This is a genomic window from Pseudomonas oplopanacis (assembly GCF_057128725.1).
Genome location: NZ_JBSKHV010000008.1, coordinates 64,573 through 86,671, shown reverse-complemented (window position 1 = coordinate 86,671; position 22,099 = coordinate 64,573). Strand labels below are relative to the sequence as shown.

Here is a 22,099-nt window from a genome sequence, read left to right as displayed (position 1 = left end):
ACGGCTGTTTGAACTGTCGAGTGGCCGGCGGCGGTTTTTTTCCTAGCGCGAAATAATCCCGTGATCGATCGCGTATTTGACCAGCGCCGCCGGTTTGTCGATGTTGAGTTTGCGGCGGATGCTCAAGCGATGGGTTTCGACGGTGCGCACGCTGATGTCCAGTTCGCGGGCCATTTCCTTGTTGTTCAATCCTTGAGCCATTTTGTACAGCACCTGGCTTTCGCGTGGGGTCAGCTCGTTGTCGGTGCTTTTATCGGCGATCAGGCGCTGGGCAATTTCGGCGCTGTAGAAGGTGCCGCCGCTGGCAATGGCTTCGATGGCCGCGATGATTTCCCGCGAGGGCGAGTTTTTCAGCACATAGCCGCTGGCGCCGGCACGCACGGACTCGCTCACGTATTCATTATTGTCGTACATGCTCAGCACCAGGACTTTCAGCGTCGGGTACCGGCTGCGCAATACGCGCGTCAGTTCGAGGCCGTTCATGTCGCGCAGGCTGATGTCGACCAGCAACAGGTCCGGCTGGCAGCGCCCGACCATCTCGATCGCCTGCGCGCCACTTTCGGCTTCGCCCACCACTTCCAGGGGCGCCATGACCGCCAGCAGCGCTTTGATCCCGTCACGGACCAGGGAATGATCGTCGACCAGGGCGACGCGGATCGGGTAGGGCAGGTTCATCGCGGGTGTTCACTCTTGTTGTAAGGGGTGAGTCAGCGTTTCGTCGCGGGCACTTTCATCGGCAGCTGCACGTCCAGTTCACTTCTGCCGGGCATCGATATCAGCTCGAAACGTCCGCCAAAGTGCTCGACCCGCTCACGGATGTTACGCAGGCCGATGCCCGCGTGGCGACGTTCGACCTGGGCGACATTGAAGCCGATCCCGTCATCCACCACGCTCAGGCGTACCGATTCATGCGCGCCGTGCAGGGTAATGGAAACGTTCTTTGCCTGGGCGTGGCGTTCGATATTGGTCAGGCCTTCTTGCACGATCCGGAACAGCGCGACGGCTGCACCGTCGACCAGGTGACAGTCGAATTCGTTGTCGTCATACGTCACTTTTAGGCCGCTGCGTTGCTCGAATTCGGCGGCGAGTTGGCCGATGGCAGCCGGCAAGCCCAAGGTGTCGAGCAAGGAAGAACGCAGGTCGTGGGAGAGGCTGCGGACCTCACCAATGGCTTCGCCCAGGCGTTCGGTGGCGTCTTTCAGCGTGCTCAAGCCCTTGTCGTGGCCCTGTTCGTTTTCCAGCAAATGGCTGGCCAGTTCGAAGCGAAACTTGATCGACACCAGCAACTGGCTGATGCCGTCGTGCAGCTCACGGGAGACCCGTGATCGCTCTTCTTCCTGCAGGCTGACGATACGCTGGGTCAGGCGCTGCAGTTTTTTATCCGCCAGGCGATGCTCGCTGACGTTGAGCGTCATGCCACTGGCGAACACAAACAGCACCGCCACCAGCGCCACCACGGCAATCGCCAGCATGGTCTTGCGGATGCCCTGAGCCACTTCGTCACGGGCCTGCTGCGTGGCGCGTTCGACGTCCTCCAGGTAAATGCCGGTGCCGAGCATCCAGCCCCAACGGTCCAGCATCACCACGTAGGCGAGTTTGTCAGTGACCTGGCCGGAGGAGGGTTTGTTCCAGGCGTAACGCTGAAAGCCTTCGCCCGATTGCGCACTTTTGAGCAACGCCTGAATCACCGGCAAGCCGTGGGGGTCTTTCATGTCCCACAGGTATTTGCCCACCAGTTCGGTCTGGCGCGCGTGCATCAGGCTGCGACCTTCGCGGTCGTAGACGAAGAAGTAGCCGTTAATGCCGAAGCTGAGTTTGCGCAATTCTTCCAGGACTTGCTGCTGGGCGTGTGCGTCACCGTGGCCGTCGTCGTACAGCGGCGCGATCAGGCTTTGTGCCATTTCGACGTAGTTTTTAAGCTCGGCACGCTTGCTGGCCAGAATGCTGTCTTCGATCAACTGGGCTTGTTGATCGCCGAGTTGGCGATTGAGTGAAATCACCAGCGCACAGATCACCGCGATGGCCAGTACCAGCGGCAGTATCCCGAGCGCGACGATTTTGTGTTTGAGCTGCATCTTGGCTCCAGGCCGGACCGAAGAAGGGCGAAGGCCGGCATCATAGGCCAAAGGGATGCGTTTCCAGTAGCGCTGCTGGACGGAATGACCGGTGTGTCAGCGAGATGAAATACAAAACCCCTGTGGGAGCGAGCCTGCTCGCGAAAGCATTTTGTCATTCAACATCAATGTCGCCTGATACATCGCCTTCGCGAGCAGGCTCGCTCCCACAGGGGATCAAACCCGTCTACGTAGAACTACGTAGGCGCCGCGTACGTAGTAACGCGGATTTATTTGTAGACGGCATGCGGGGATATTGGGCCAGCTCCGCACCGCGGACACAATTATAAAAATTACCGCCGCAGTCACTGGCTGTCGGCAGGAGACACGCTATGCCCCGTCTGGCTAAACACCTCGCCTGGTTTGCCGTGGCTGTTCTGGGAGCGTTTGCGCTAAGTGTCGTGGCCCTGCGCCGCGGCGAAGCGATCAACGCCCTCTGGATCGTCGTCGCAGCTGTCGCTATCTACCTCGTTGCCTATCGCTACTACAGCCTGTTCATCGCCACCAAGGTGATGCAACTCGACCCCAATCGCGCCACGCCCGCGGTCATCAATAACGATGGCCTGGACTACGTGCCGACCAATAAACACGTACTGTTCGGTCACCACTTCGCGGCCATCGCCGGCGCGGGTCCGCTGGTCGGGCCGGTGTTGGCGGCGCAGATGGGCTACTTGCCCGGCACGCTGTGGCTGATTGCCGGCGTGGTGCTGGCCGGCGCGGTTCAGGACTTCATGGTCCTGTTCATGTCCACTCGCCGCAACGGTCGTTCGCTCGGCGACATGGTCCGCGAAGAAATGGGCCGTATCCCCGGCACCATCGCGCTGTTTGGCTGCTTTCTGATCATGATCATCATCCTCGCGGTGCTGGCGTTGATCGTGGTGAAAGCCCTGGCCGAAAGCCCTTGGGGCATCTTTACGGTGATGGCGACCATCCCGATTGCGATGTTCATGGGCATCTACATGCGCTACATCCGTCCGGGTCGCATTGGCGAAATCTCCGTGGTCGGCGTGGCGTTGCTGCTCGGTTCGATCTGGCTCGGCGGGCAGATCGCGGCTGATCCGGTGTGGGCCAAGGCCTTTACGTTTACTGGCATTCAGATCACCTGGATGCTGATCGGTTACGGTTTTGTCGCGGCGGTACTGCCGGTGTGGCTGATCCTGGCCCCGCGTGACTACCTGTCGACCTTCCTGAAAATCGGCACCATCGTGGCCTTGGCGATCGGCATTCTGATCACCATGCCCGACCTGAAAATGCCGGCGCTGACCCAGTTCATCGATGGCACTGGCCCAGTGTGGAAAGGCGGGTTGTTCCCGTTCCTGTTCATCACCATCGCCTGTGGCGCGGTCTCGGGTTTCCATGCGCTGATCGCGTCCGGCACTACGCCGAAACTGCTGGCCAGTGAAGGTCATGCCCGTTACATCGGTTATGGCGGCATGTTGATGGAATCCTTCGTCGCCATCATGGCCATGGTTGCCGCCTCGGTGATCGAGCCGGGTGTGTACTTTGCGATGAACAGCCCGGCAGCGTTGGTCGGCGCGGATGTTGTATCCGTCGCTCAAACCGTCAGCAGCTGGGGCTTTGCGATTACCCCGGAAGCCCTGCAAGCGGTGGCCAAGGACATCGGTGAAACCACCATCCTCGCTCGTGCCGGCGGTGCGCCAACCCTGGCGGTGGGGATCGCGCAGATCCTGCACCACGTCCTGCCGGGTGAAAACACCATGGCGTTCTGGTACCACTTCGCGATCCTGTTCGAAGCGCTGTTCATCCTGACGGCGGTCGATGCGGGTACCCGTGCCGGTCGCTTCATGCTGCAAGACTTGCTTGGCTCCTTCGTGCCGGCGCTGAAACGCACCGATTCCTGGCCTGCCAACCTGATCGCCACCGCAGGTTGCGTGGCGATGTGGGGTTACTTGCTGTACCAAGGCGTGATCGACCCGTTGGGCGGCATCAACACCTTGTGGCCGCTGTTCGGCATCTCCAACCAGATGCTGGCCGGTATCGCGCTGATGTTGGCAACGGTTGTGCTGATCAAAATGAAGCGCCAGCGCTACATCTGGGTGACCATGCTGCCAGCCGTCTGGTTGCTGATCTGCACCGTGACCGCAGGCTTCATCAAGCTGTTCGACGCCAACCCGGCCATCGGTTTCCTCGCCCTGGCGAAGAAATACAGCGACGCGCTGGCCAACGGTCAGGTGCTGGCCCCGGCCAAGAGCATCGACCAGATGCAGCATGTGATCTTCAACGCCTACACCAACGCAACGCTGACGGCGCTGTTCCTGTTCGTGGTCTTCAGTATTCTGTTCTTCGCACTCAAGGTCGGCATCGCCGCCTGGGGCACCAAGGAACGCACGGATAAAGAAGCGCCATTCCAGGCCATTCCACAGGCTTGATGGAGGAGGGTGTTGATGTTCAATGACTTGAGTCGCCTCGGTAAATACCTCGGCCAGGCCGCGCGCCTGATGGTGGGCATGCCGGACTACGATACCTACGTCGAGCACATGCAGAACAAGCACCCGGATAAACCGGTGATGAGCTACGAGGTGTTCTTCAGGGAACGCCAGGAAGCTCGATATGGCAGCAAGGCTGGGCCGAAGTGCTGTTGATGCACTAAGCCCAGACAAAAAACAGGAGCCCGGCTTGCCGCGCTCCTGTTTTTTTTTGTTCGCCGACCGCTACACAATCGCTTACCACGCAGCAACGGCGGGAATCTGACAACCACTCATCGCTCGTCTACGCTGCGATACAGACCCTTGATCTAAACCTGTGGCGTAAGGAACTGACGCATGCGGAGCAGGTTGCTCGCGGTGATGTTGATTGTTTTCGGGATGTGCGGGTCGGTGTTGGTGTGGGCCGAAAATGCACCCAAAGTGGTGGATGCACCGGCTGAATTGAAGGTCGCCAACCGTAGCGTCATGGTGTTTCGCGCAACGATATTGGGTGAGCCCCCGGTGTCGCGGGTCAAGCGCGCGAAAGCGGTGATCGGCGAAGCGCTGGATGAGGCGGATGACCTGAACGTCACCGTCGACCCGGTGCTGAACAGCTATATGGTGCTGCTGGGCAGCCGGCGCGCGTTTATCGTTTCGCCCAAGGATTTCGACGCCAGCGAATTCGACTCGGCGCAGCAGGCTGCCGAAGCGGCAGCGCAAAATCTGCGTCTGGTGGTGGCTGAAACCCAGGAAGCGCGCAGCGTGCAGTTGATCATCAGGTCGGTTGGCGCTGCGGTGCTCGCCACCGGCATTTTCATCGCCTTGCTCTACACCATGGCGTATCTGCGGCGCAAACTGCTGAAGAAACTCCCGGGATTGGTGCATCGCCATACCCAGGCGCTGAAGGTCGGGCGCACACAGCTTCTCGACGTCAGTTACCTCTATCCGTTGGTCAGCCGTGCGTTTGAACTGCTGCGCTGGGCCGTGGTGGTGTTGCTGACCTATGAATGGCTGGGGTTTGTCTTGTCGCGATTCCCCTACACCCGGCCATGGGGCGAAAGCCTTAACGCCTACCTGTTGGAGCTCGGCGACTATTTGCTGCAAGGCATTCTCGGCGCCATTCCCGGGCTGGGTGTGGCGGTGGCGATCTACTTTATCGCCCGAGGCGTTACCGCCTTCATGCGCCGGGTGCTTCGGCGCATGGCGACCCCCGGCACCTTCAGTTGGTTGAACCATGAAACCCTGCAACCAACCCAACGCCTGGTGTCCCTGGCGGTGTGGCTGTTTGCCCTGGCCATGGCTTATCCATACCTGCCGGGCGCCGGCACCGATGCATTTAAAGGTTTGTCGGTGCTGATCGGTTTGATGATTTCGTTGGGCGCGTCCAGCGTGGTTGGCCAAGCGGCGGCCGGGTTGATCCTGACGTATACCCGAACATTGCGCCCCGGCGAGTTTGTACGCATTGGCGAATACGAAGGCACGGTGACTGAGCTGGGCATGTTTACCACACGCATCCGCACGGGCCTGGGCGAAGTGTTGACCCTGCCCAATTCGATGATCACCAACACCGTGACCAAGAACTACTCGCGCACTGTGCAGGGAGCCGGTTACGTGGTCGACACCGTGGTGACCATTGGCTACGACACGCCGTGGCGACAGGTGGAAGCGATGTTGCTGGAAGCCGCCAGACGCACCCAAGGCATTCTTGAAGACCCGGCCCCGCAGGTATTTCAAACCGCGTTATCAGACTTTTATCCGGAATACCGCCTGGTAGCTCAGGCGATCCCTCGAGAGCCTCGACCGCGTGCGGAATTGCTGAGCATGCTGCACGCCAATATTCAGGATGTGTTCAATGAGTACGGCGTGCAGATCATGTCGCCGCATTATTTGGGCGATCCGCAGGCTGAGAAGTGGGTGCCCAGGGACAAGTGGTATAAGGCACCTGCGCAAGAGCTGAAGGACAGTTGAGCGCCGATGCCAAGGAGTCCGAGCCACGTTTGAGTTTTCATCGCATTGCAACCCACCGCATGGCCCAATTCAGACATCTACTGACCGCACATCCGCACTGTTGCGCCCAAAGTGATTAATTATGATTTAATTTAGATCGTAATGAAGCATTGTGATTTACGGCAATAAGGTAGCTATCGCAATGTCAGTCAGTGGTTGCGAGTACCGCATCGGCCTTGGCGTCTGAAAATACATAAAGAGAATCTGCTGCGCTGAGCAGCACTGGAGTAACTACCATGGCTACTAACGTCAAAACCCGATCTGTGACGGCTCACGTCCCTGTAGATCTGGCCGAGAGGATTGACGAGATTGCCGAGCGTCTTGAGCGCTCCAAGAACTGGATCGTCAAGCAAGCGCTGTCTGCCTGGATAGATCAGGAAGAAGAACGCAGTCGTCTCACCCGTGAAGCCTTGGCCGATGTAGACGCTGGCCGCGTGATCGATCATCAGGCTGTTCAGGCGTGGGCTGACAGTCTCAGTACAGATTCCCCGTTGCCGGTGCCGCGCTAATGGAGTTGAAGTGGACCAGCAAAGCACTTTCCGACATTGCCCGATTGTATGAATTTCTGGCCTCGGTGAACAAAGACGCCGCCATCCATACCGTTCAACAACTCACCGCCGTTCCAGGCACCTTGTTGGTTAATCCGCGCATTGGTGAACGCCTGGAAGAGTTTGAGCCACGCGATGTGCGCCGAATCCTGATTGGCCACTACGAACTACGTTATGAAATTCAGAGCTCAACCATTTACCTGCTGTGCCTTTGGCATACACGCGAGAATCGGTAGGGCACCCGGATCACGGCAACTCAACCCGTGTTTACATTCTCTGCCGAGGCATCATCGGAGGCTGAAGTTGCTGCTGCGGGATGTACTTGCCGTTGCCATCGGTAAACGGTGGATGTTGCACGGCGTTTTCATCGTTGTCCTGTTGATGGTCATGGCAGGACGAACCGCTGATCGCGATGAGGAGGGCGACCATGACGGGGGGAATCAAGTGCTTGATCACGGGAGTTCTCCAGTGGACACCGTCTGTTTTCACCGGCGCTACGGCAGCGCATAGACCTTGAACAGCTTTTTGGTCGTCTCGCTGGCGCCTTCCAGGTACTTATCGTACGCCTGTTCAATCTCACCGGAGCGGTACATTTCACTCAGCGTGGTGTCGACCAGCAAGCGGAAATCTTCATCGTCACGCGGCACCGCCATGGCCGTCGGGGCGTACTCGAAAATACGCTCCAGCAACACCAGATTGCCGGTCGGGTAACGGCTGTCGAGGAGGTTCCTGAGCATCATTCGTTCGCTGAACATGGCATCGGCTTTGCCTTTGGCAATCAACTCGAGCCCCTCGGAGGTAGTGTCGACCGTGATCAGTGTGGCGACCACGCCCAGCAAGCGCATCTGCTGTCGAATCCACGCCTCGGTCACACCTCCTGCCGTGGTGACGTAAGTCTGGTTGGCCAGGCCACGGTTGACGGTGGCACGCCAAGTGGGTCCGGTGTGAGCGACTTTGCCGTTGAGCACGTCCAGCAGCGTCGCCGGGGCATCCTGGTGCACCACCGCGGAGAGGCCTGCGGTGTAAATGGGCACCGAGTAGCTCACTGATTTTCGTCGCTCAAGGGTTGGCGGTGTCGGTGTGCAAAGGAGGTCGACCTTGCCCGAGCTCACGGCGCTGACCTCATCGGCGACGGTGACAGGCTGGTAACTCACCTGTAGTTCCGGCAAACCGAGTTCAGCCTTGATCTTGTCGGCGATTTTTTCGCAAAGGCCGATGGCATAACCCTGGACCTTGTCGCCCACTTTGACGCTAAAAGGGGCGAAATCCGGCAGGTAGCCGAGAGTCAACGTATTGCTTGAACGCACCCGTTCAAGGGTGTTGGCAGCGGCCAGCAGCGGCAGGCAGGCAAAGAGCAGCGCGATGGTTTTGCTTCGTTGTGCGTTCATGTCCTGATTCCCCCGAGTTCAGATGTCAGTACCGTCCAGAAACCAGAGCTAAGGGGTGTCGACCCTGGCGGGGTCGGTGGCAGGCATAACGGCAAAGCGCTTGGCGAGCCAGCCATAAAGCGGGTAGCCGAACACCAGCACAAGGGCGCCCCCGAACACAGCATCCTTGCCGCAGGCGTGCAGGGCGTACAACGAATAGGCGATCGCGATCAGCAGCACGGGGGTATTGCGCAGGTAAACCGCTGGCGAAACCCGCGCCTTGTACATCATGACCAGCAGCCCGGTGAGCGCCGTCACATAGGGGATCAGGTTGGTCACGGCGGCAAGATTGACCAGTTTGCCGAACTGGGCAGCGGCATTGGGCGAAATGGTCGACAGGGCCATCAGCGTCTGCAACACACCACACACCAGCATGCCCATGAGGGGCGCGTTGTGCCGGTTGAGCTTGCTGAACAGTTTGGGGAACATCCCTTGGTCAGCGGTCATTTTCGCCGTTTGAGCCAAGGTGAACTGCCACCCCAGCAGCGAGCCCACACACGCCATCACCGCCAGCGCCATGATGATGGTGCCGACCGTGGGGTTGAACATGTGTGCGTAAACCAGCGCAAAGGGCGCCGAGGAGTTGGCCAGTTGTTCATTGGGAATGATGCCCTGGATGACGGTCGTCGACAGCACGTAGACCACCGCCGCGCCGAGCGTGCCGAACAGACAGGCCAGTGGGACGGTGCGCTTGGGATCTTCAACGGCATCGCTGGCCTGCGCCGCTGATTCCATGCCCAGGAACGCCCAAAGGGTCAATGGAATCGCACTGCTGATCGCATCGGCGTTGGAAAGGTTATTCGGATTCCAGGCGGACACCAATATCTCTGGTTTGAACCAGAACCAGCCAATGATGCTCAGGCCTGCCACCGGGATGATCACTCCCCAGACGGTGATCGCGCCGATTCTGCCGGTAATGCCGGGGCCACCGAAGTTGGCGACGGTGGTCAGCCACAGCAGGCCGACCGTGCCGATGAACAGGGGGATCGCGCCCGTGCCCAGCCAGGGCAGGAACGAGGTCATGTACCCCACGGCGGAGATGGCGACCGCGACGTTGGCAATGGCCAGCGACAGGAAGTACAGATACGAACACAGGAAGAACCCGGACTTGCCGTGCGCCTCTTCGGTGTAGGCGGACAACCCGCCCGGGCGCTGACAGTAAATGCCGCACTGGGAAAAGCAGTAGGCGATGGCCATGGAGCCGACAGCGGTGACGATCCATGACAGCAAGGAAATGGCCCCGAGCTGGGCCATGCTGGTCGGCAACATGATGATGCCCGACCCCATCATGTTGACCATCACCAGTGTAGTAAGCCCCACGAGGCTCATTTTTTTGCTTGAGTCGGCCATCAAAAACTCCTTTTTCCTCACATGTGCCAAGCTGTCAGGTGTTACTGCACCACGCACTCAGATGTCGCCAAGCTCAACTTCAGGAAGCCCATGTCATGACGCAATCTCATGCAAAGCACGTCCGTCGCGAGTTTTACAAAACAGTGTGGTTCTACATTCGAGTTGTCTGGCCGATTTTCTCAATTCTGTTGTTTACGATCGTGCTGTTCGGTCTGATCATCGCCTACCTGGAAGGGTGGGGGGCGCTTGACGGGATCTACTTCGGGTTCGTGACCGGTTTAACCATCGGCTACGGCGACCTGGTACCCAAAACGCCTCTCTCGCGTGTCCTTGCAGTCTTGCTGGGTTTCAATGGCGTCTTGATGACGGCGATATTCGCCGCCGTCAGTATCCGCGCCATCGAGGAGACCGCGCGAGCGGCCCAATCCGAGGAATAAGGCCGTCGCATCGCGCTGAACCCTAGTAGGGTTCAGCGATGTATTTGAACGGGTAATTGGCCGCCTTGTAGCCGCCAATTTTGCGTTTCGGCAGGCTGACTTTTTCTTGCTTGACCTTTTTATAGGGGATGTTCCCCAGTAAGTGAGTCAGGACGTTCAGCCGTACGGATTTCTTGTCCTCGGAACGAGCGACGTTCCACGGTGCCCAGTCGGTGTCGGTGGCTTCGAACATCTCGTCACGGGCGCGCGTGTAGTCGTCCCAGCGGTTGTAGGACTTGATGTCCATCGGCGACAGTTTCCAGATCTTGCGCCCGTCGGTGATGCGTTCCTTGAGCCGGCGGGCCTGCTCTTCAGGGCTGACTTCCAGCCAATACTTGAACAACAGCACACCGGAATTGACCATGAGACGTTCGAACAACGGCGCCAGCGTTAAAAAGCTGGTGACCTGCTTCTCGTCGCAGAACCCCATGACCCGCTCGACGCCCGCTCGGTTGTACCAACTGCGATCGAAGATCACGACTTCGCCGGCCGCCGGAAAGTGCGGCATGTAGCGTTGCAGGTACATCTGGCTTTTTTCTCGCTCGGACGGTGCCGGCAGGGCTACCACACGAAACACCCGCGGGCTGACACGCTCTGTCAGCGCCTTGATCGTGCCACCTTTCCCGGCGCCGTCGCGGCCTTCGAAAACAATCACGACCTTGGCCCCGGTGGCGACCACCCACTGCTGCAATCTGACCAGTTCGACGTGCAGGGTCTTGAGCTGTTTTTCGTAGTCTTTGCGGCTAAGCGTGTCGGCTTTTTTTTCCGCAGAATCGGCTATTTCACGATTGGTTTTTTTCATCGCGATACTTCAACCTCTGGTGGTCTTGAATAGGGTGTGTACCGGTTGCGAGTTCCCGGTACGGCTTGCGAATAAAGGGTAGTTCAAATTACCAAGGGCAAGATGACGCAGGTCATCCGCCTTCCGGGCCGCGTGCGAAATCACTGTTGATCTCGCTGCAGGCGTTGATAATCCGCAACGGCTTGCTCCAGATTGGGGAGCATCCGTGTATCACCCAATGCCTGGCCCAATGGAGCATGGATAACCATCGCGTAAACACTGGGACTCATGCCCACCAGCCACAATGAAATGCCTTTTTCTCGCAAGCGCTGTTCTGCCGCCGTGAGCATTTTCAACGCGGTGTACTCCAGGTCGAAAACACTGCGCAGATCGAGAATCACAACGCGAGGCTCTGCCACCTCGATAAACGAGCGGATTTTCGTACTGAGGTGTTCGGCGTTGGCAAAGAAGATGCGACCTTCAGGGCGCAGCATCAGCAACCCCTCAAAGTGTTCGTCGCCGTCAGTCTCTGCAGAGGGCGGGCGATACACATTGGTGCAGGGTTTGCGTCCCAATATGTGCACGGGCGGGTCCGAGACCTGGTAGGCCAGTGCCAGCAACGAAACAATGATCGCCACGACGATCCCTTGCAGCGTGCCGAGCAACATGACCCCGACCAGTGCCACCAGCGCCCAGATAAATTCTGTTCGGCGTATCAAGAGAATGTCGCGAAATTCCGAAGGCTGGATCAGGCCAATCGAATACACGATCACCACGGCGGCGAGCGTGGCATTGGGCATCAGGCCAATGAACGGTGCGATCAACAGGCAAGTCCCCAGTGCCAGTCCGGCCGTGATCAATCCCGCCAGTTGTGATTGCGCACCGGCCAAGCGGTTGACGGCGGTTTGGGTGGTCCCACCGCCAGCGGCCATGGCCCCCAGCAATGCACCGCCGATGTTGGCAAACCCTGTCGCTACCAACTCACGGTTGGGCTGCAACGCGGGTTCATCACTGCGGGCAAATGCTCGTCCCGCCGCGATGGTTTCGGTAAAGCTCATCAGCGCAATGCCCAAGGCCGATGGCCAGAGTTGCGACACGATCGACCAGTCGGGCAGCGTCAACGCGGGCAATCCGATTGGAACGACTCCCACGGCCGACACACCCAATTGCTCCAGGTTCAGCACACTCATGCCGACAATGCCGAGCGCAACCGCAATCAGCGGCGCCGGCAATCGCGGGGTAAAGTGCTTCATGCCGATCAGAATCAGCACCATGAACACACCGACGGCCACGGTCGGCAATGAGGCATGCCCCAACCCTTCAACAGTGGCGATGACGTTGTGAAAAAAACCACCTTTTTCGATATGGATGCCCAGCAACTTGGGCAGTTGATCGAGCACGATGACAATCCCGATGCCGGCCTTGAAACCCACCAGCACCGGGTCTGAAATGAAGTTGGCAACGAAGCCGAGGCGCAGTATCCCGGCCAGGACCAAGATGGCGCCGACCATCAAGGCCAGGGTGGCGGAGGCAACGATCAGGGTTGCCGTATCGCCGGGCGGGCTGACCTGGCCCAGTGCGGAGGCGACCAGAATGGCAAGGGTTGTGGTGGTGCTGACGCTGAGCGGGCGTGAACTGCCGAGCACGGCATAAATCGCCATCGGTACCAGTACGGTATAGAGGCCGATCTGTACTGGCAGGCCTGCAATGGTGGCGTAGGCCAGTGCCTTGGGAATGACCACGGCTGCGGCGGTCAGACCCGCGATGGCATCGCCTTTGAACCAGCCCTGTTGATAGTTGCCAAGCCACTCTGGGAGCAGGGAACTCACAACCCGCCGGGGGGTTAATCCTGAAAGCCGATCGTCCTGATCGCTACGTTGTTGGTTCATGAGGTGCTCCAACCCAAACTTTTCATGCCGCGTTAAATCCCTACGCCACTGACCACGCGGCGCCTGGACGGCGGAGTGCAGTGACAGACAATGCAGTTGATCGAGGACACGCAGAGGAGGGCAGGCGCCCCTTGGTAAAAGGGGACGCCTGTTATTTTATTAATGGAATGGAAAGATGTAGTTCATCCACGCAGCCATGCGCAGCAGGATTTTGCGCATCATCGCAATGTGCTCAAAGTGCTTGCTATAGAGTGCTGCCTGCCCGTACGCGCCGCCCGGCATCTGGCTACTGTATTGGGCGTAGTCCGGATCGGTTATCTCGATAATGACCGGTACCCGGCCTGCCGGCGGTGAGCCGGTGAAGCCGATCAACGTTCCGGAGGGCTGTACCTGGCCTTCTGCGATAACGGTGATGACGCTTGAGACCCGTCCCTCGAAGACTCTGCCGGGAATGCCATCGAAAGCCACTTCCGCCTCATCGCCGACCGACAGGCGCAACAGGCTGTTTTGACGCATCCAGGCGGCAAAATAATGCCCCTCGTCAGGGATGAATATCATGCTGGGGCGCAAGGGAAACTTGGTCGCCATCATGCCCGGACGCAAGGAAACATGGGTCACGAAGCCTTTGCTCGGGGCGCGAACGGTGGTGTTGTCCAGTTCATACTGGGCACTGTCCAGTTGTGCCTGCAAATCGTCGGATCGAGCAATCACGACGTCCAGTTCTCGTTGGGTGGCGAAGTTGCGCTTGATCAACTCAGTGATTCGAGCACGATCAGCTTTTGCCGAGATCAATTGTGCCTTGATGGACTGGATCTTGTACTCGAACGGAGCAGGATCGATCCGAAACAGCACGTCGCCTTTTTCCAGAGGCTCATTCCCTTTGACCGGCACGTCGATCACCTGACCACTGACCACCGGAATCACGGGCACGGAGACGAAGTAAGAACGCGCGACCTCTGAGTACGGGTGGTTGTAGTTCATCGTGAAAATCAATGCGCCCACAATCAGGATCCCGCCGAGGACGGCGGTAGGGACTGTCCATTTGTTCAGTGGAATGCGGAAAATCTTGAAGATGGCAACGCAGATGGCGGCATAAGTCAGAATAAGTAGAAGATCCATGGCTTAGATTCCCTCGCCTCGATTGTCCGACGCTGGATTGCCCCGCGCAGTGCCTGTAGCCGTCTCCAGTCGCTCTATGCGACTTTGCAGATCGGCAACCTGTTGTTCCAGATGCGTAACATGAAATTGTGGTGACTTGCCATCACCAAATCCCCATCCCCGGTCTTCCCGGTACGCCATCGCCCAGATCCACAGAAATGGCCAAAGCGCATGCAGGGTGAACAAACTGACCCAGCCAGTGGCATGGATCGCATCCTGGTGCGGGTGATTGCGATGTACGGCGATTTCGTAAGGAATGTCGTGTAGCGCGATGATTCCGTAGAACAGGACCAGCCCTACAAAGAACAGCAGGCCTAGTGCGAAGTAATCCAGCATGGTCGCCCCCTCGTGGCACAAGCGATGTACTTGGGTCAGTGTAGTCACGGATTTTTATGAGTGCGGGCAGTCTTGATGACTAGAACTGAACCGCCGCTCGATTGTCAGCCTACGCAGGCCTGGCCTGGGGGCGAGCGAGAGAATCTGCTTAATTGAGGCTGTGTTCTAGGTCGTTTTATGCAAGCGTTGGTATTTTCTGCGCGCTGCTGGATACGGGCGGTTGGGCCGTACCAGTGAGGGAGGCGAGGGCTCGTCTTTGCACTGTCGAAGAGCTCTCGCTATTCACTTGGCGTCCGTCAATCAATCCCTGCGCTTATCAAGACATTGACGGCGCAGGGTCATGTTGTTGATCTCCATGCAGCTGACCGCGTGATCATCCGCTTTGTCTTTGGCATTCTTGGCTTTGTCACAGTTGCCATTACCGTTGCAATTGCCTTTTTGATCATTGTTGTTTTTTACGCAGTTTTTGGCAGCGTTTGCACTGCCCGCGTTATTGCAATTTGAAGCGGCGAAGGACGGCGATGGCAAAGCCAGCGAGAACAAGAGTGTGCATACAAACGTCGCGATGATTCTCATAACCAAGCTCCTGAGTAGATTTTTTTACCAGCAACACTGCTCGAATCGATCAGCGTTGAACGGTTCATTGCGTGTAGCACCGAATGTCAGTTTCGTTTTTACCCCTGTCGGGTGGATAAAATCGTTGGCATTTGCAGATCCTTGTAAATCGCGAGAAACCTCAGGCCCGAGGTAAAGAGCAAGGCAATCCACCCAGCGACCTGGATGGTCGGGAATGCATCGCGCAACAAGACATAGACGATGCACCCCAGCAGGATCGGCGTGGCGTAGATCTCACGCGACATCAACAAGGAAGTTCTGCCGGCCAGAACATCACGCACGATGCCGCCGCCAATACTGGTCAGTACACCCATCATCACGGCAAAAGGTGCCGCGAGATGCAATCCGAGCACTTTCTCGGTAGCGACCAATCCGAACAGCGCGGCCGCAAATCCATCGAGGTACAGCAAAAGGCGATAGCGCTGCTGGAATCTTTTGGTGAGAAAAAAAGCCAGCGTGGCTGCAATCAGGCCAACCCAGATGTAGTTGAAGTCTGCGATCCAGAAAATCGGTTGATCGAGTATCAGGTCGCGTACGGTCCCGCCACCAATAGCGGTGATGATGCCCAGCACCACGGCGCCGAACACATCGACCCCCGCCTTCTGGATCGCCAGAACCCCGGTAATGGCAAACACGGCGGTGCCCAACATTTGCTGAAAATAAAGCATCCATTACTCCGTTCTCAGGCTGCGCCCATCAGCAGTCGGTCACTTGCTCGCATCCAGCACGACGCGATAGCGCGCCTTGCCACTGCGCAGATGATCGATGGCTTCGTTGACCTTGGTCATCGGGAAAAGCTCGACCTGCGGCAGGATCTGATGACGTGCGCAAAACTCCAGCATAGTCGCCGTGTTGCTGGGCGAACCCACGGGGGAGCCGGACAGGCTCTTTTGTCTGGGAATCAGGTCAAACACGTGCACCGGAATTGCGCTGGGCACGATGCCGACAAAATGCAGGCGCCCCTTGCCGCGCAACGTGCCGAGCATGGCTGCCCAGTCGAGGTCGGCGCTGGCGCTGACCAGCAGAAAATCAAGGGTGCCGGCAATGGCCTTCAGGGCGTTGCTGTCGGTCGAGGCGATGACATTGTGGGCACCGAGGCGCTTGGCTTCATCCTGCTTGTTCAACGACGAGGTAAAAGCCGTGACTTCGCAACCCCAGGCATTCAGGAAGCGCAGTGCCAGGTGCCCCAGGCCGCCGATGCCCACCACGCCAACCCGGTCCGTGGGTTTGACGCCGAACTCCACCAACGGGTTGAACACCGTCGAACCGGCGCAGAACAAGGGGCCGGCCATGGACGGGTCCAGTCCGGCCGGAATCGGCAGCGCCCAGGCCCAGTGTGAGCGCAGGCGGTCGGCGAAGCCTCCATTGCTGCCGATGATCGTCGGTTTGGCGGTGTTGCAGAGCTGGTGAGAGCCTTCGATACACGAAGAACAATGCATGCAACTGCCCTTGAACCAGCCGATGCCGACCCGTTGTCCGACTTTTAGACCGCGTACCTGCGGGCCCACGCGAACGATGCTGCCGACCACTTCGTGGCCGGGGATAAACGGGTATTGGCTGATGCCCCATTCGTTATCGATCATCGATTGGTCGGAATGGCAGACCCCGCAATACTCCACGGCGACTTCCACTTCCTCGCTGCCCAACGGGCCGGGATCATAGCTATGGCGCTCGAGTGGCGCGCCGGCCTTCGTTGCGGCCCAACCGGTGAATGTCGAGAGTTCGGTACTGTCGCTCATGGGGAACCTCCATATCGGCGTCCGCCAGGGAGGCGCGGCGCAGATAAGGAAGTGTAGCGGGGCGCCTGCCGTTGTCTCGGAGGTTGATGAATGGGGCGCACCGCTGTGTGGATCACCCGGTTGTAGATTCCGCGAGCCTGGCGATCACCTTGATCTCGAACTGGAAGCCATAGAGCCACGTCACGCCGACGGCGGTTAACGTCGGGTGCGGCGCGTTACCCCAGAATTCCGGTATTACTTTCCAGATCTTCTCGAACGTTGATTCGGGATCGACCATGAAGATGGTGACATCAATCACATCGTCGAAGGTGCAACCCGCTTCCATCAGAATGGCATTGAGATTGTTGAACGCGCGGCGGACCTGGTCTTCCAGTGCGGGCTCGGGCGAACCCGCCTCGGTGCTGCCTACTTGCCCGGAAACGAATAAAAACCCATTGGAACGAATAGCAGGCGAATAGCGATTGCGCTCATACAGCGCCTGGCGTCCAGGTGGAAAAACAACATCACGCGGTGTCATACGGTGCCTCCTCGAAGGGCCAAAACCGACCCGGATCTAACGTTGGAGAGACTGTAAGTACTTGTGCGCGGCTGATAAACGAGCAACCTTAGGCTTCACTGTTTGTGAAACTCAAACAATCCGATCGATAGCCGGGGCAACAATGGACCGATTTGATGCAATGCAGGCATTTGCTCGAGTCGTGGAGGCGGGCAGCTTCACCAAGGCCGCCGAAACGCTGCACATGAGCAAGACCACCGTGACGCAACTGGTGCAGCAGTTGGAGGCCCGGTTACGCGTTAAATTGCTCAACCGTACGACTCGCAAAGTCAACGTCACGGCCGATGGCGCTGTTTATTACGAGCGGGTGCTGCGGCTACTGGCCGACATGGACGATGCGGAAACCAGCCTGTCCGACGCATCAACACTGCCCAGGGGCCGCTTGCGAGTGGATGTCCCCAGCCCGCTGGCCAGCTCGATCCTGATACCCGCATTGCCGGCGTTTTACGCGCGATATCCCGACATCCAGATCGACATGGGCGTCAGTGATCGCCTCGTCGATATGATTGATGAAAACGTCGATTGCGTGGTGCGCGGCGGCGAGTTGACGGACCAGTCGCTGATGGCGCGGAGGGTAGGGGACCTGCAACTGGGTGTATTTGCCTCACCCGATTATCTGAAGCGCAACGGCACACCCGCGCATCCGCAGGAACTGGAAGACTCGGATCATCGTATCGTCGGTTTCTTGTGGGCACGCACCGGCAAACCGGTGCCTTATGCCATGCATAACCACAGTGAACACCTTCAAATCAAAGGCCGTTACGTATTGGCCGTCGACGATGGCAATGCTTATATCGCCGCGGGGCTGGCCGGGTTGGGCGTACTTTGGCTGCCAAAATACATGTCCAGAATTCACGAGGACCGCGGTGACCTGGTGCAACTGTTCGAAGACTGGAGGCTCGATCCGATGCCACTCTACGTGGCCTATCCGCCAAACCGGCATATCAGCATCAAGCTGCGGGTGTTCATCGATTGGGTGGTCGAACTGATGGAACAACATGCGCCTGTCAGCGTCCGACAGGGCTAACTCATCTAAAGCACTATTTAGTCGAGTTATGTTGCTAAATGCTGCGAACGTGCATTAACTTCGCACAACAGGGGTTTGCGCAATGACTTTAAAAGCATCCAGCATCGTCGATCTGGTCGCAGCGCTAGATCTGGAGCCGCATTTGGAAGGCGGTTACTACCGCAGAACGTATCAGTCGGATGATCAAAGCATGGTCATAACCACGGGTGGCCTGCGTTACCGGATGACGTCGATTTACTATCTGTTAACGAAAGATTCTCCGGTTGGGCATTTTCATCTGAACCAGTCCGATATTGTTCATTACTACCATCTGGGCGATGCCATCGAGTACTCGCTGATTTTTCCGGACGGCACATTGAAGACTGTCTTGATGGGCAGCGATGTCATTGCGGGAGAATGTTTGCAGTTGAAAGTACCTGGCGGCGTTTGGAAAGCTTCGCGGCTTGTAGAGGGATCGGCAGGATTCGGTTTGATCAGTGAAGCGGTGTCGCCGGGGTTTGATTACGCGGATATGGAGTTGGGTGATCGAGAAAAGCTCAGTGAGCGGTTTCCTGAGTATTCGAGGTTGATAGAAAGGCTTACACGAGGATAAGGGAGTACTCAGAAGAAACGATGACCCTATTTCCATAGCGACCAGTTGCAAGCCTAATCAAGAACTTAACAAAATCCACTTCGCGATTGCTCAGTCGATATGGTCAAAGTCCCTTCTAATATTGGGAAGTGATTCCGTACCCATAGCATCACTAAGAAGTAATTTTGTACATAGGGAATCACTTGCCAATAAAATTAACAATATATGCAGATTACAAGGCAGTTGGCGCATAAATTCATTGAGACCACCTGACCTTTATATCTTACCGATCTTTGCATGCTGATTGAAGTTTCCAATAAGTCCTAGAAGGAGCCGTCTGTCGTAGTAAAATTTTGGGAAGCGATTTCGAACCCCTGCAACCAGCGAGATCCAGTCCCATGGCGACAATGAAAGGTCACCGCCGAAAGCAGCTAACGGCTAGTAGGAAGACGAGCGGTCACAATCGAAGTCTCTGGATGACTTATAGCCCGAAAATGAATGCTGATCTCATCATCTTGGGCGACCTGGAAATTATCCATTGGGCTACTGAGCTTGAGACCAGCTCGAGCGTGCTGGCCTACAGATTCGATGAGGATGTTGACATCAGCTTGAATGCGGATGACACCGATGATTTCACGAAGCTCCGAGGGATATGGGTTGAGCGCCGGGATGGCTCGGTAGCACTCCATCAGATCGACGCCGAGGAAAAGCTCGACCCAGACCGCAAATCGATGCCCATTCGTTATCGACTCACTGATCAGGTCGTTCGGCACGCTCAGCTCGTTTCGATTACGTTCGCCCACCTTGCATTAGTCGCCTACCAGTTGGGCTTCTGGCTGAAAGTGATTGCTATGGCATCGCAGGTGAGGAGTTACGTTCTTGACCATGAAACTGAGCTGGTGGGCACCCAGGTTCAGTTGAAGAAGGAGGGGACGATCCGGTCTCTCCTTGATGATGTGGATATCTCAGATCAAGCCATCGCGCTGGGTGTCATCTGTAGATTGATCATTACAGGATCTGTGATCGTTGAGGTAGGCAAAAACGGCTTTGGTTATAACACCGCCTGGCGCGCGCTATGAGCAGACGCTCTCGCTCGCAAATCATCGAGCTTATCCAGGCCACGATGCCTTGGGAAGAAATCTCTGTGCAGGCTTTGGAGCCGAAGGCTGCTGGCATCTACCGGCACAGGAAGCAGGCGCTTGAGATGTACATGGATGGACGCACGATCGAATCCATCAAGCATGCCACCAACATAGATGGCAGCTACTTAAAGAAAATGATAAAGCGCTGCCTCCTGTTAGCACCTGATCGATCTGTTTATGGTTACCGCGCGCTCTTACCTCATATTGCAATAAAAACCTACAAGCGTACGAAGGAAGTTGATGCGTCTCTGTGGCAATCGGGCGCTGGGCTCTCTGGCGTTCTGGGGGCGATTTTCACGCTTTACCCAAAACTTGAGTCGGAGCTTAAAGATCTTATCTTGAAGAGGAATTCCAAAGGAAAAAATAAACAAGTGCATGAGTTCGCAATGCGGCCAAAAGATCTTCACATTGCCTTTATAAATATACTAAAAGACAATGGACACCCGACAGCGAAGTGGCCATTTAACACAAAGCATCGCGGCATTAGAACCTTGACTGCGTATGTGAGTAAAGTGCGAGATCAAAATTTTGAGCGGGCTGTTCATATTACTGGTGATCGTGGTGCGATTGCGCATATACCTGTAGGTACAGGGTATTCCTCACTGACCAAGTCAAGGGGCCTGATGGAGATTATTGAGATTGATTCGTATACAGTCGATGCATTATTCATCTTGATACTTAAACATGAATATGGGCTTGAAACCTATCATTTCTTGAAAAAGCTGCACCTCCTTGCAACAGTCGAGTCACTGACTTCTGCAGTGCTTTGGTTTTATGTCGTTCATGGTGACGACGTGACTGCTGAAGATGTCGTGGCACTAATACGCCAAATGCTTAGCGCTAAGCTCCCAAGACCCGAGTTTACAATCAATGATTTGGATATAAATCCGGGTGCGGGGTTTCCCGCAGAGGTCATTCCTGAGATGACGCAGGTAGAGCCGTCGATCATTCGACTTGATAATGCGTTAGCACACCTGAGTGATAAGGTTAGTACGCTCCGAATGCAAATTGGATGCATAAATGAATATGGTGTGCCTGGCCGCCCGGAAAGACGACCGAACATCGAACATAAATTTAAGCTTCTGGCTGCGGATTTGATTCAACGCTTTCCAAATACTACGGGAGCAGGCCCTGATAAAGGCAGAGCCATTGATCCCGAATTAGCCGCTATTCAGTTCCGGGTCACCAGTGATGAGCTCGATCAATTGGTCTACGCGTATCTCGCTAACCTGAATGCGGAGCCGACCGAGGGCCTGCGAAATTTGTACCCACTTCAAGCGGTCGCACAGTTGGTAAGGAAGGATCATTATATACCGAGGCGACCACCACTTGATATGCGTCAATCATTGGGGGTTGTCAGCGTAAAAAACACGCGGACAGTCAAAGGTGGAGTCAAAGATGGTCATCGACCTTATATTAACTTTAAGAGAGCCAGATATACCTCGACCAGATTGATGGATAGTCCCGATCTCGTTGGGGAAAAAATAATCATTGAAGTCAACGAGTCGGACATTCGAGTCGTACAAGGGTTTCTAGAAAATGGCGCTCCTATAGGGCCTCTCACGGTACAGGGAGACTGGGCTATGCTCCCTCATAGCCTTAGAACCCGTGACGAGATCAACTCACTGATGTATCTGAAGATCATAGCTCGTACGAGTGGTGTTAGCATTTTTGCGACCTTCAAGCGACATCTGGAAGCAACTCTGAAAGCAGCTGCAGCGAGCAACAAACAAGATCGAAAGTCGGCATCGAAGCTCGACAGGCTGAGAACTGAGCAATCTCGTAGCGCTTCCGAGGTTGAGTATAGTGCTCAACCTGTAGCGCCGCAACAGCCAGCCCTCCCTCTGACTCCGAAGGCTACTTTACCGGAGCGCGAATTTCTTGTTCCACCTAGCAGCTTAGATCTCATCGAATTGGTCAAAAAGCTCTAAGAGGGC

23 protein-coding genes are annotated in these 22,099 nt (G+C 56.7%); 10 read left to right on the top strand and 13 right to left on the bottom strand.

Annotation, left to right across the window (positions count from 1 at the left end; genetic code table 11):
• Positions 1 to 42 precede the first annotated feature (42 nt).
• Together ACWKV5_RS17215 and ACWKV5_RS17210 are read right to left on the bottom strand one after the other, a co-directional pair.
• Positions 43 to 675, bottom strand: a complete 633-nt coding sequence (locus ACWKV5_RS17215) for a response regulator (RefSeq protein ID WP_483842253.1) — start codon at positions 673 to 675, stop codon at positions 43 to 45.
• Between the two features lie 32 nt (positions 676 to 707).
• On the bottom strand, positions 708 to 2,075 hold the full coding sequence (locus ACWKV5_RS17210; protein ID WP_483842252.1) for a cache domain-containing protein: 1,368 nt from the start codon (positions 2,073 to 2,075) through the stop codon (positions 708 to 710).
• Between the two features lie 371 nt (positions 2,076 to 2,446).
• Here ACWKV5_RS17210 and ACWKV5_RS17205 point away from each other — a divergent pair, with 371 nt between their 5' ends.
• The 5 genes from ACWKV5_RS17205 to ACWKV5_RS17185 all read left to right on the top strand — a co-directional run bounded on the left by ACWKV5_RS17205 (position 2,447) and on the right by ACWKV5_RS17185 (position 7,331).
• A complete protein-coding gene (locus ACWKV5_RS17205; RefSeq protein ID WP_123431644.1) occupies positions 2,447 to 4,504 on the top strand; it encodes a carbon starvation CstA family protein in 2,058 nt (685 codons plus the stop codon).
• A 15-nt stretch (positions 4,505 to 4,519) separates the two neighbouring features.
• Positions 4,520 to 4,717, top strand: a complete 198-nt coding sequence (locus tag ACWKV5_RS17200) for a YbdD/YjiX family protein (protein ID WP_007949127.1) — start codon at positions 4,520 to 4,522, stop codon at positions 4,715 to 4,717.
• Positions 4,718 to 4,897: 180 nt separating this feature from the next.
• Positions 4,898 to 6,508, top strand: coding sequence for a mechanosensitive ion channel family protein (locus tag ACWKV5_RS17195; RefSeq protein ID WP_483842251.1), 1,611 nt, complete (start codon positions 4,898 to 4,900; stop codon positions 6,506 to 6,508).
• 275 nt (positions 6,509 to 6,783) lie between these two features.
• Entirely contained in the window at positions 6,784 to 7,056 is a 273-nt protein-coding gene (locus tag ACWKV5_RS17190) for a CopG family ribbon-helix-helix protein (protein ID WP_483842250.1), read from the top strand.
• Positions 7,056 to 7,331: a type II toxin-antitoxin system RelE/ParE family toxin gene (locus ACWKV5_RS17185; protein ID WP_483842249.1), complete on the top strand. Its 276-nt coding sequence runs from the start codon at positions 7,056 to 7,058 to the stop codon at positions 7,329 to 7,331. The genes ACWKV5_RS17190 and ACWKV5_RS17185 overlap by 1 nt, the downstream gene beginning before the upstream one ends.
• Positions 7,332 to 7,362: 31 nt before the next feature.
• Here the strand turns inward: ACWKV5_RS17185 and ACWKV5_RS17180 are convergent, their stop codons facing one another.
• Genes ACWKV5_RS17180 through potE form a run of 3 tightly spaced genes read right to left on the bottom strand, consistent with a single transcriptional unit; the run spans position 7,363 to position 9,872 of the window.
• Positions 7,363 to 7,551: a hypothetical protein gene (locus ACWKV5_RS17180; protein ID WP_483842248.1), complete on the bottom strand. Its 189-nt coding sequence runs from the start codon at positions 7,549 to 7,551 to the stop codon at positions 7,363 to 7,365.
• A gap of 38 nt (positions 7,552 to 7,589) precedes the next feature.
• On the bottom strand, positions 7,590 to 8,483 hold the full coding sequence (locus ACWKV5_RS17175; RefSeq protein ID WP_483842247.1) for an amino acid ABC transporter substrate-binding protein: 894 nt from the start codon (positions 8,481 to 8,483) through the stop codon (positions 7,590 to 7,592).
• Positions 8,484 to 8,531: 48 nt separating this feature from the next.
• On the bottom strand, positions 8,532 to 9,872 hold the full coding sequence (potE, locus tag ACWKV5_RS17170; protein ID WP_483842246.1) for a putrescine-ornithine antiporter: 1,341 nt from the start codon (positions 9,870 to 9,872) through the stop codon (positions 8,532 to 8,534).
• A gap of 95 nt (positions 9,873 to 9,967) precedes the next feature.
• Here potE and ACWKV5_RS17165 point away from each other — a divergent pair, with 95 nt between their 5' ends.
• Positions 9,968 to 10,309 (top strand): potassium channel family protein, encoded by a 342-nt coding sequence (locus ACWKV5_RS17165; protein ID WP_483842245.1) that lies wholly within the window; start codon positions 9,968 to 9,970, stop codon positions 10,307 to 10,309.
• A gap of 22 nt (positions 10,310 to 10,331) precedes the next feature.
• Here ACWKV5_RS17165 and ppk2 read toward each other — a convergent pair whose 3' ends face one another.
• The 8 genes from ppk2 to ACWKV5_RS17125 form a co-directional block, all read right to left on the bottom strand.
• Positions 10,332 to 11,150, bottom strand: coding sequence for a polyphosphate kinase 2 (ppk2, locus tag ACWKV5_RS17160; protein ID WP_483842244.1), 819 nt, complete (start codon positions 11,148 to 11,150; stop codon positions 10,332 to 10,334).
• Positions 11,151 to 11,290: 140 nt separating this feature from the next.
• The gene (locus tag ACWKV5_RS17155; protein WP_483842243.1) at positions 11,291 to 13,018 is read right to left on the bottom strand and encodes a SulP family inorganic anion transporter; all 1,728 of its coding nucleotides are present in this window, start codon (positions 13,016 to 13,018) and stop codon (positions 11,291 to 11,293) included.
• Between the two features lie 159 nt (positions 13,019 to 13,177).
• On the bottom strand, positions 13,178 to 14,137 hold the full coding sequence (locus ACWKV5_RS17150) for an HlyD family secretion protein (protein WP_483842242.1): 960 nt from the start codon (positions 14,135 to 14,137) through the stop codon (positions 13,178 to 13,180).
• Between the two features lie 3 nt (positions 14,138 to 14,140).
• On the bottom strand, positions 14,141 to 14,512 hold the full coding sequence (locus ACWKV5_RS17145; protein ID WP_483842241.1) for a DUF3302 domain-containing protein: 372 nt from the start codon (positions 14,510 to 14,512) through the stop codon (positions 14,141 to 14,143).
• 300 nt (positions 14,513 to 14,812) lie between these two features.
• On the bottom strand, positions 14,813 to 15,088 hold the full coding sequence (locus tag ACWKV5_RS17140; RefSeq protein ID WP_483842240.1) for a hypothetical protein: 276 nt from the start codon (positions 15,086 to 15,088) through the stop codon (positions 14,813 to 14,815).
• A 98-nt stretch (positions 15,089 to 15,186) separates the two neighbouring features.
• On the bottom strand, positions 15,187 to 15,795 hold the full coding sequence (locus tag ACWKV5_RS17135; RefSeq protein ID WP_483842239.1) for a trimeric intracellular cation channel family protein: 609 nt from the start codon (positions 15,793 to 15,795) through the stop codon (positions 15,187 to 15,189).
• 39 nt (positions 15,796 to 15,834) lie between these two features.
• Entirely contained in the window at positions 15,835 to 16,866 is a 1,032-nt protein-coding gene (gene ahr / locus ACWKV5_RS17130) for an NADPH-dependent aldehyde reductase Ahr (protein WP_483842238.1), read from the bottom strand.
• Positions 16,867 to 16,978: 112 nt separating this feature from the next.
• Entirely contained in the window at positions 16,979 to 17,383 is a 405-nt protein-coding gene (locus ACWKV5_RS17125; RefSeq protein ID WP_483842237.1) for a RidA family protein, read from the bottom strand.
• 142 nt (positions 17,384 to 17,525) lie between these two features.
• Here ACWKV5_RS17125 and ACWKV5_RS17120 point away from each other — a divergent pair, with 142 nt between their 5' ends.
• The 4 genes from ACWKV5_RS17120 to ACWKV5_RS17105 all read left to right on the top strand — a co-directional run bounded on the left by ACWKV5_RS17120 (position 17,526) and on the right by ACWKV5_RS17105 (position 22,093).
• A complete protein-coding gene (locus ACWKV5_RS17120; RefSeq protein WP_483842236.1) occupies positions 17,526 to 18,449 on the top strand; it encodes a LysR family transcriptional regulator in 924 nt (307 codons plus the stop codon).
• A gap of 82 nt (positions 18,450 to 18,531) precedes the next feature.
• Positions 18,532 to 19,041, top strand: coding sequence for a cupin domain-containing protein (locus ACWKV5_RS17115; protein WP_483842235.1), 510 nt, complete (start codon positions 18,532 to 18,534; stop codon positions 19,039 to 19,041).
• A 455-nt stretch (positions 19,042 to 19,496) separates the two neighbouring features.
• Positions 19,497 to 20,099: a hypothetical protein gene (locus ACWKV5_RS17110; protein ID WP_483842234.1), complete on the top strand. Its 603-nt coding sequence runs from the start codon at positions 19,497 to 19,499 to the stop codon at positions 20,097 to 20,099.
• Positions 20,096 to 22,093 (top strand): hypothetical protein, encoded by a 1,998-nt coding sequence (locus ACWKV5_RS17105; protein WP_483842233.1) that lies wholly within the window; start codon positions 20,096 to 20,098, stop codon positions 22,091 to 22,093. Before ACWKV5_RS17110 ends, ACWKV5_RS17105 begins: the two co-directional genes overlap by 4 nt.
• Positions 22,094 to 22,099: the final 6 nt, after the last annotated feature.

Bases quoted from the DNA above. Each gene is read 5' to 3' on its own strand.
- ACWKV5_RS17200 (WP_007949127.1), top strand. From the start codon at position 4,520: ATGTTCAATGACTTGAGTCGCCTCGGTAAATACCTCGGCCAGGCCGCG.
- ACWKV5_RS17185 (WP_483842249.1), top strand. From the start codon at position 7,056: ATGGAGTTGAAGTGGACCAGCAAAGCACTTTCCGACATTGCCCGATTG.
- ACWKV5_RS17150 (WP_483842242.1), bottom strand. From the start codon at position 14,137: ATGGATCTTCTACTTATTCTGACTTATGCCGCCATCTGCGTTGCCATC.
- ACWKV5_RS17155 (WP_483842243.1), bottom strand. From the start codon at position 13,018: ATGAACCAACAACGTAGCGATCAGGACGATCGGCTTTCAGGATTAACC.
- ahr (WP_483842238.1), bottom strand. From the start codon at position 16,866: ATGAGCGACAGTACCGAACTCTCGACATTCACCGGTTGGGCCGCAACG.
- ACWKV5_RS17190 (WP_483842250.1), top strand. From the start codon at position 6,784: ATGGCTACTAACGTCAAAACCCGATCTGTGACGGCTCACGTCCCTGTA.
- ACWKV5_RS17205 (WP_123431644.1), top strand. From the start codon at position 2,447: ATGCCCCGTCTGGCTAAACACCTCGCCTGGTTTGCCGTGGCTGTTCTG.
- ACWKV5_RS17110 (WP_483842234.1), top strand. From the start codon at position 19,497: ATGACTTATAGCCCGAAAATGAATGCTGATCTCATCATCTTGGGCGAC.
- ACWKV5_RS17145 (WP_483842241.1), bottom strand. From the start codon at position 14,512: ATGCTGGATTACTTCGCACTAGGCCTGCTGTTCTTTGTAGGGCTGGTC.
- ACWKV5_RS17140 (WP_483842240.1), bottom strand. From the start codon at position 15,088: ATGAGAATCATCGCGACGTTTGTATGCACACTCTTGTTCTCGCTGGCT.
- ACWKV5_RS17210 (WP_483842252.1), bottom strand. From the start codon at position 2,075: ATGCAGCTCAAACACAAAATCGTCGCGCTCGGGATACTGCCGCTGGTA.
- ppk2 (WP_483842244.1), bottom strand. From the start codon at position 11,150: ATGAAAAAAACCAATCGTGAAATAGCCGATTCTGCGGAAAAAAAAGCC.
- ACWKV5_RS17120 (WP_483842236.1), top strand. From the start codon at position 17,526: ATGGACCGATTTGATGCAATGCAGGCATTTGCTCGAGTCGTGGAGGCG.
- ACWKV5_RS17215 (WP_483842253.1), bottom strand. From the start codon at position 675: ATGAACCTGCCCTACCCGATCCGCGTCGCCCTGGTCGACGATCATTCC.
- ACWKV5_RS17195 (WP_483842251.1), top strand. From the start codon at position 4,898: ATGCGGAGCAGGTTGCTCGCGGTGATGTTGATTGTTTTCGGGATGTGC.
- potE (WP_483842246.1), bottom strand. From the start codon at position 9,872: ATGGCCGACTCAAGCAAAAAAATGAGCCTCGTGGGGCTTACTACACTG.
- ACWKV5_RS17135 (WP_483842239.1), bottom strand. From the start codon at position 15,795: ATGCTTTATTTTCAGCAAATGTTGGGCACCGCCGTGTTTGCCATTACC.
- ACWKV5_RS17165 (WP_483842245.1), top strand. From the start codon at position 9,968: ATGACGCAATCTCATGCAAAGCACGTCCGTCGCGAGTTTTACAAAACA.
- ACWKV5_RS17175 (WP_483842247.1), bottom strand. From the start codon at position 8,483: ATGAACGCACAACGAAGCAAAACCATCGCGCTGCTCTTTGCCTGCCTG.
- ACWKV5_RS17125 (WP_483842237.1), bottom strand. From the start codon at position 17,383: ATGACACCGCGTGATGTTGTTTTTCCACCTGGACGCCAGGCGCTGTAT.
- ACWKV5_RS17105 (WP_483842233.1), top strand. From the start codon at position 20,096: ATGAGCAGACGCTCTCGCTCGCAAATCATCGAGCTTATCCAGGCCACG.
- ACWKV5_RS17115 (WP_483842235.1), top strand. From the start codon at position 18,532: ATGACTTTAAAAGCATCCAGCATCGTCGATCTGGTCGCAGCGCTAGAT.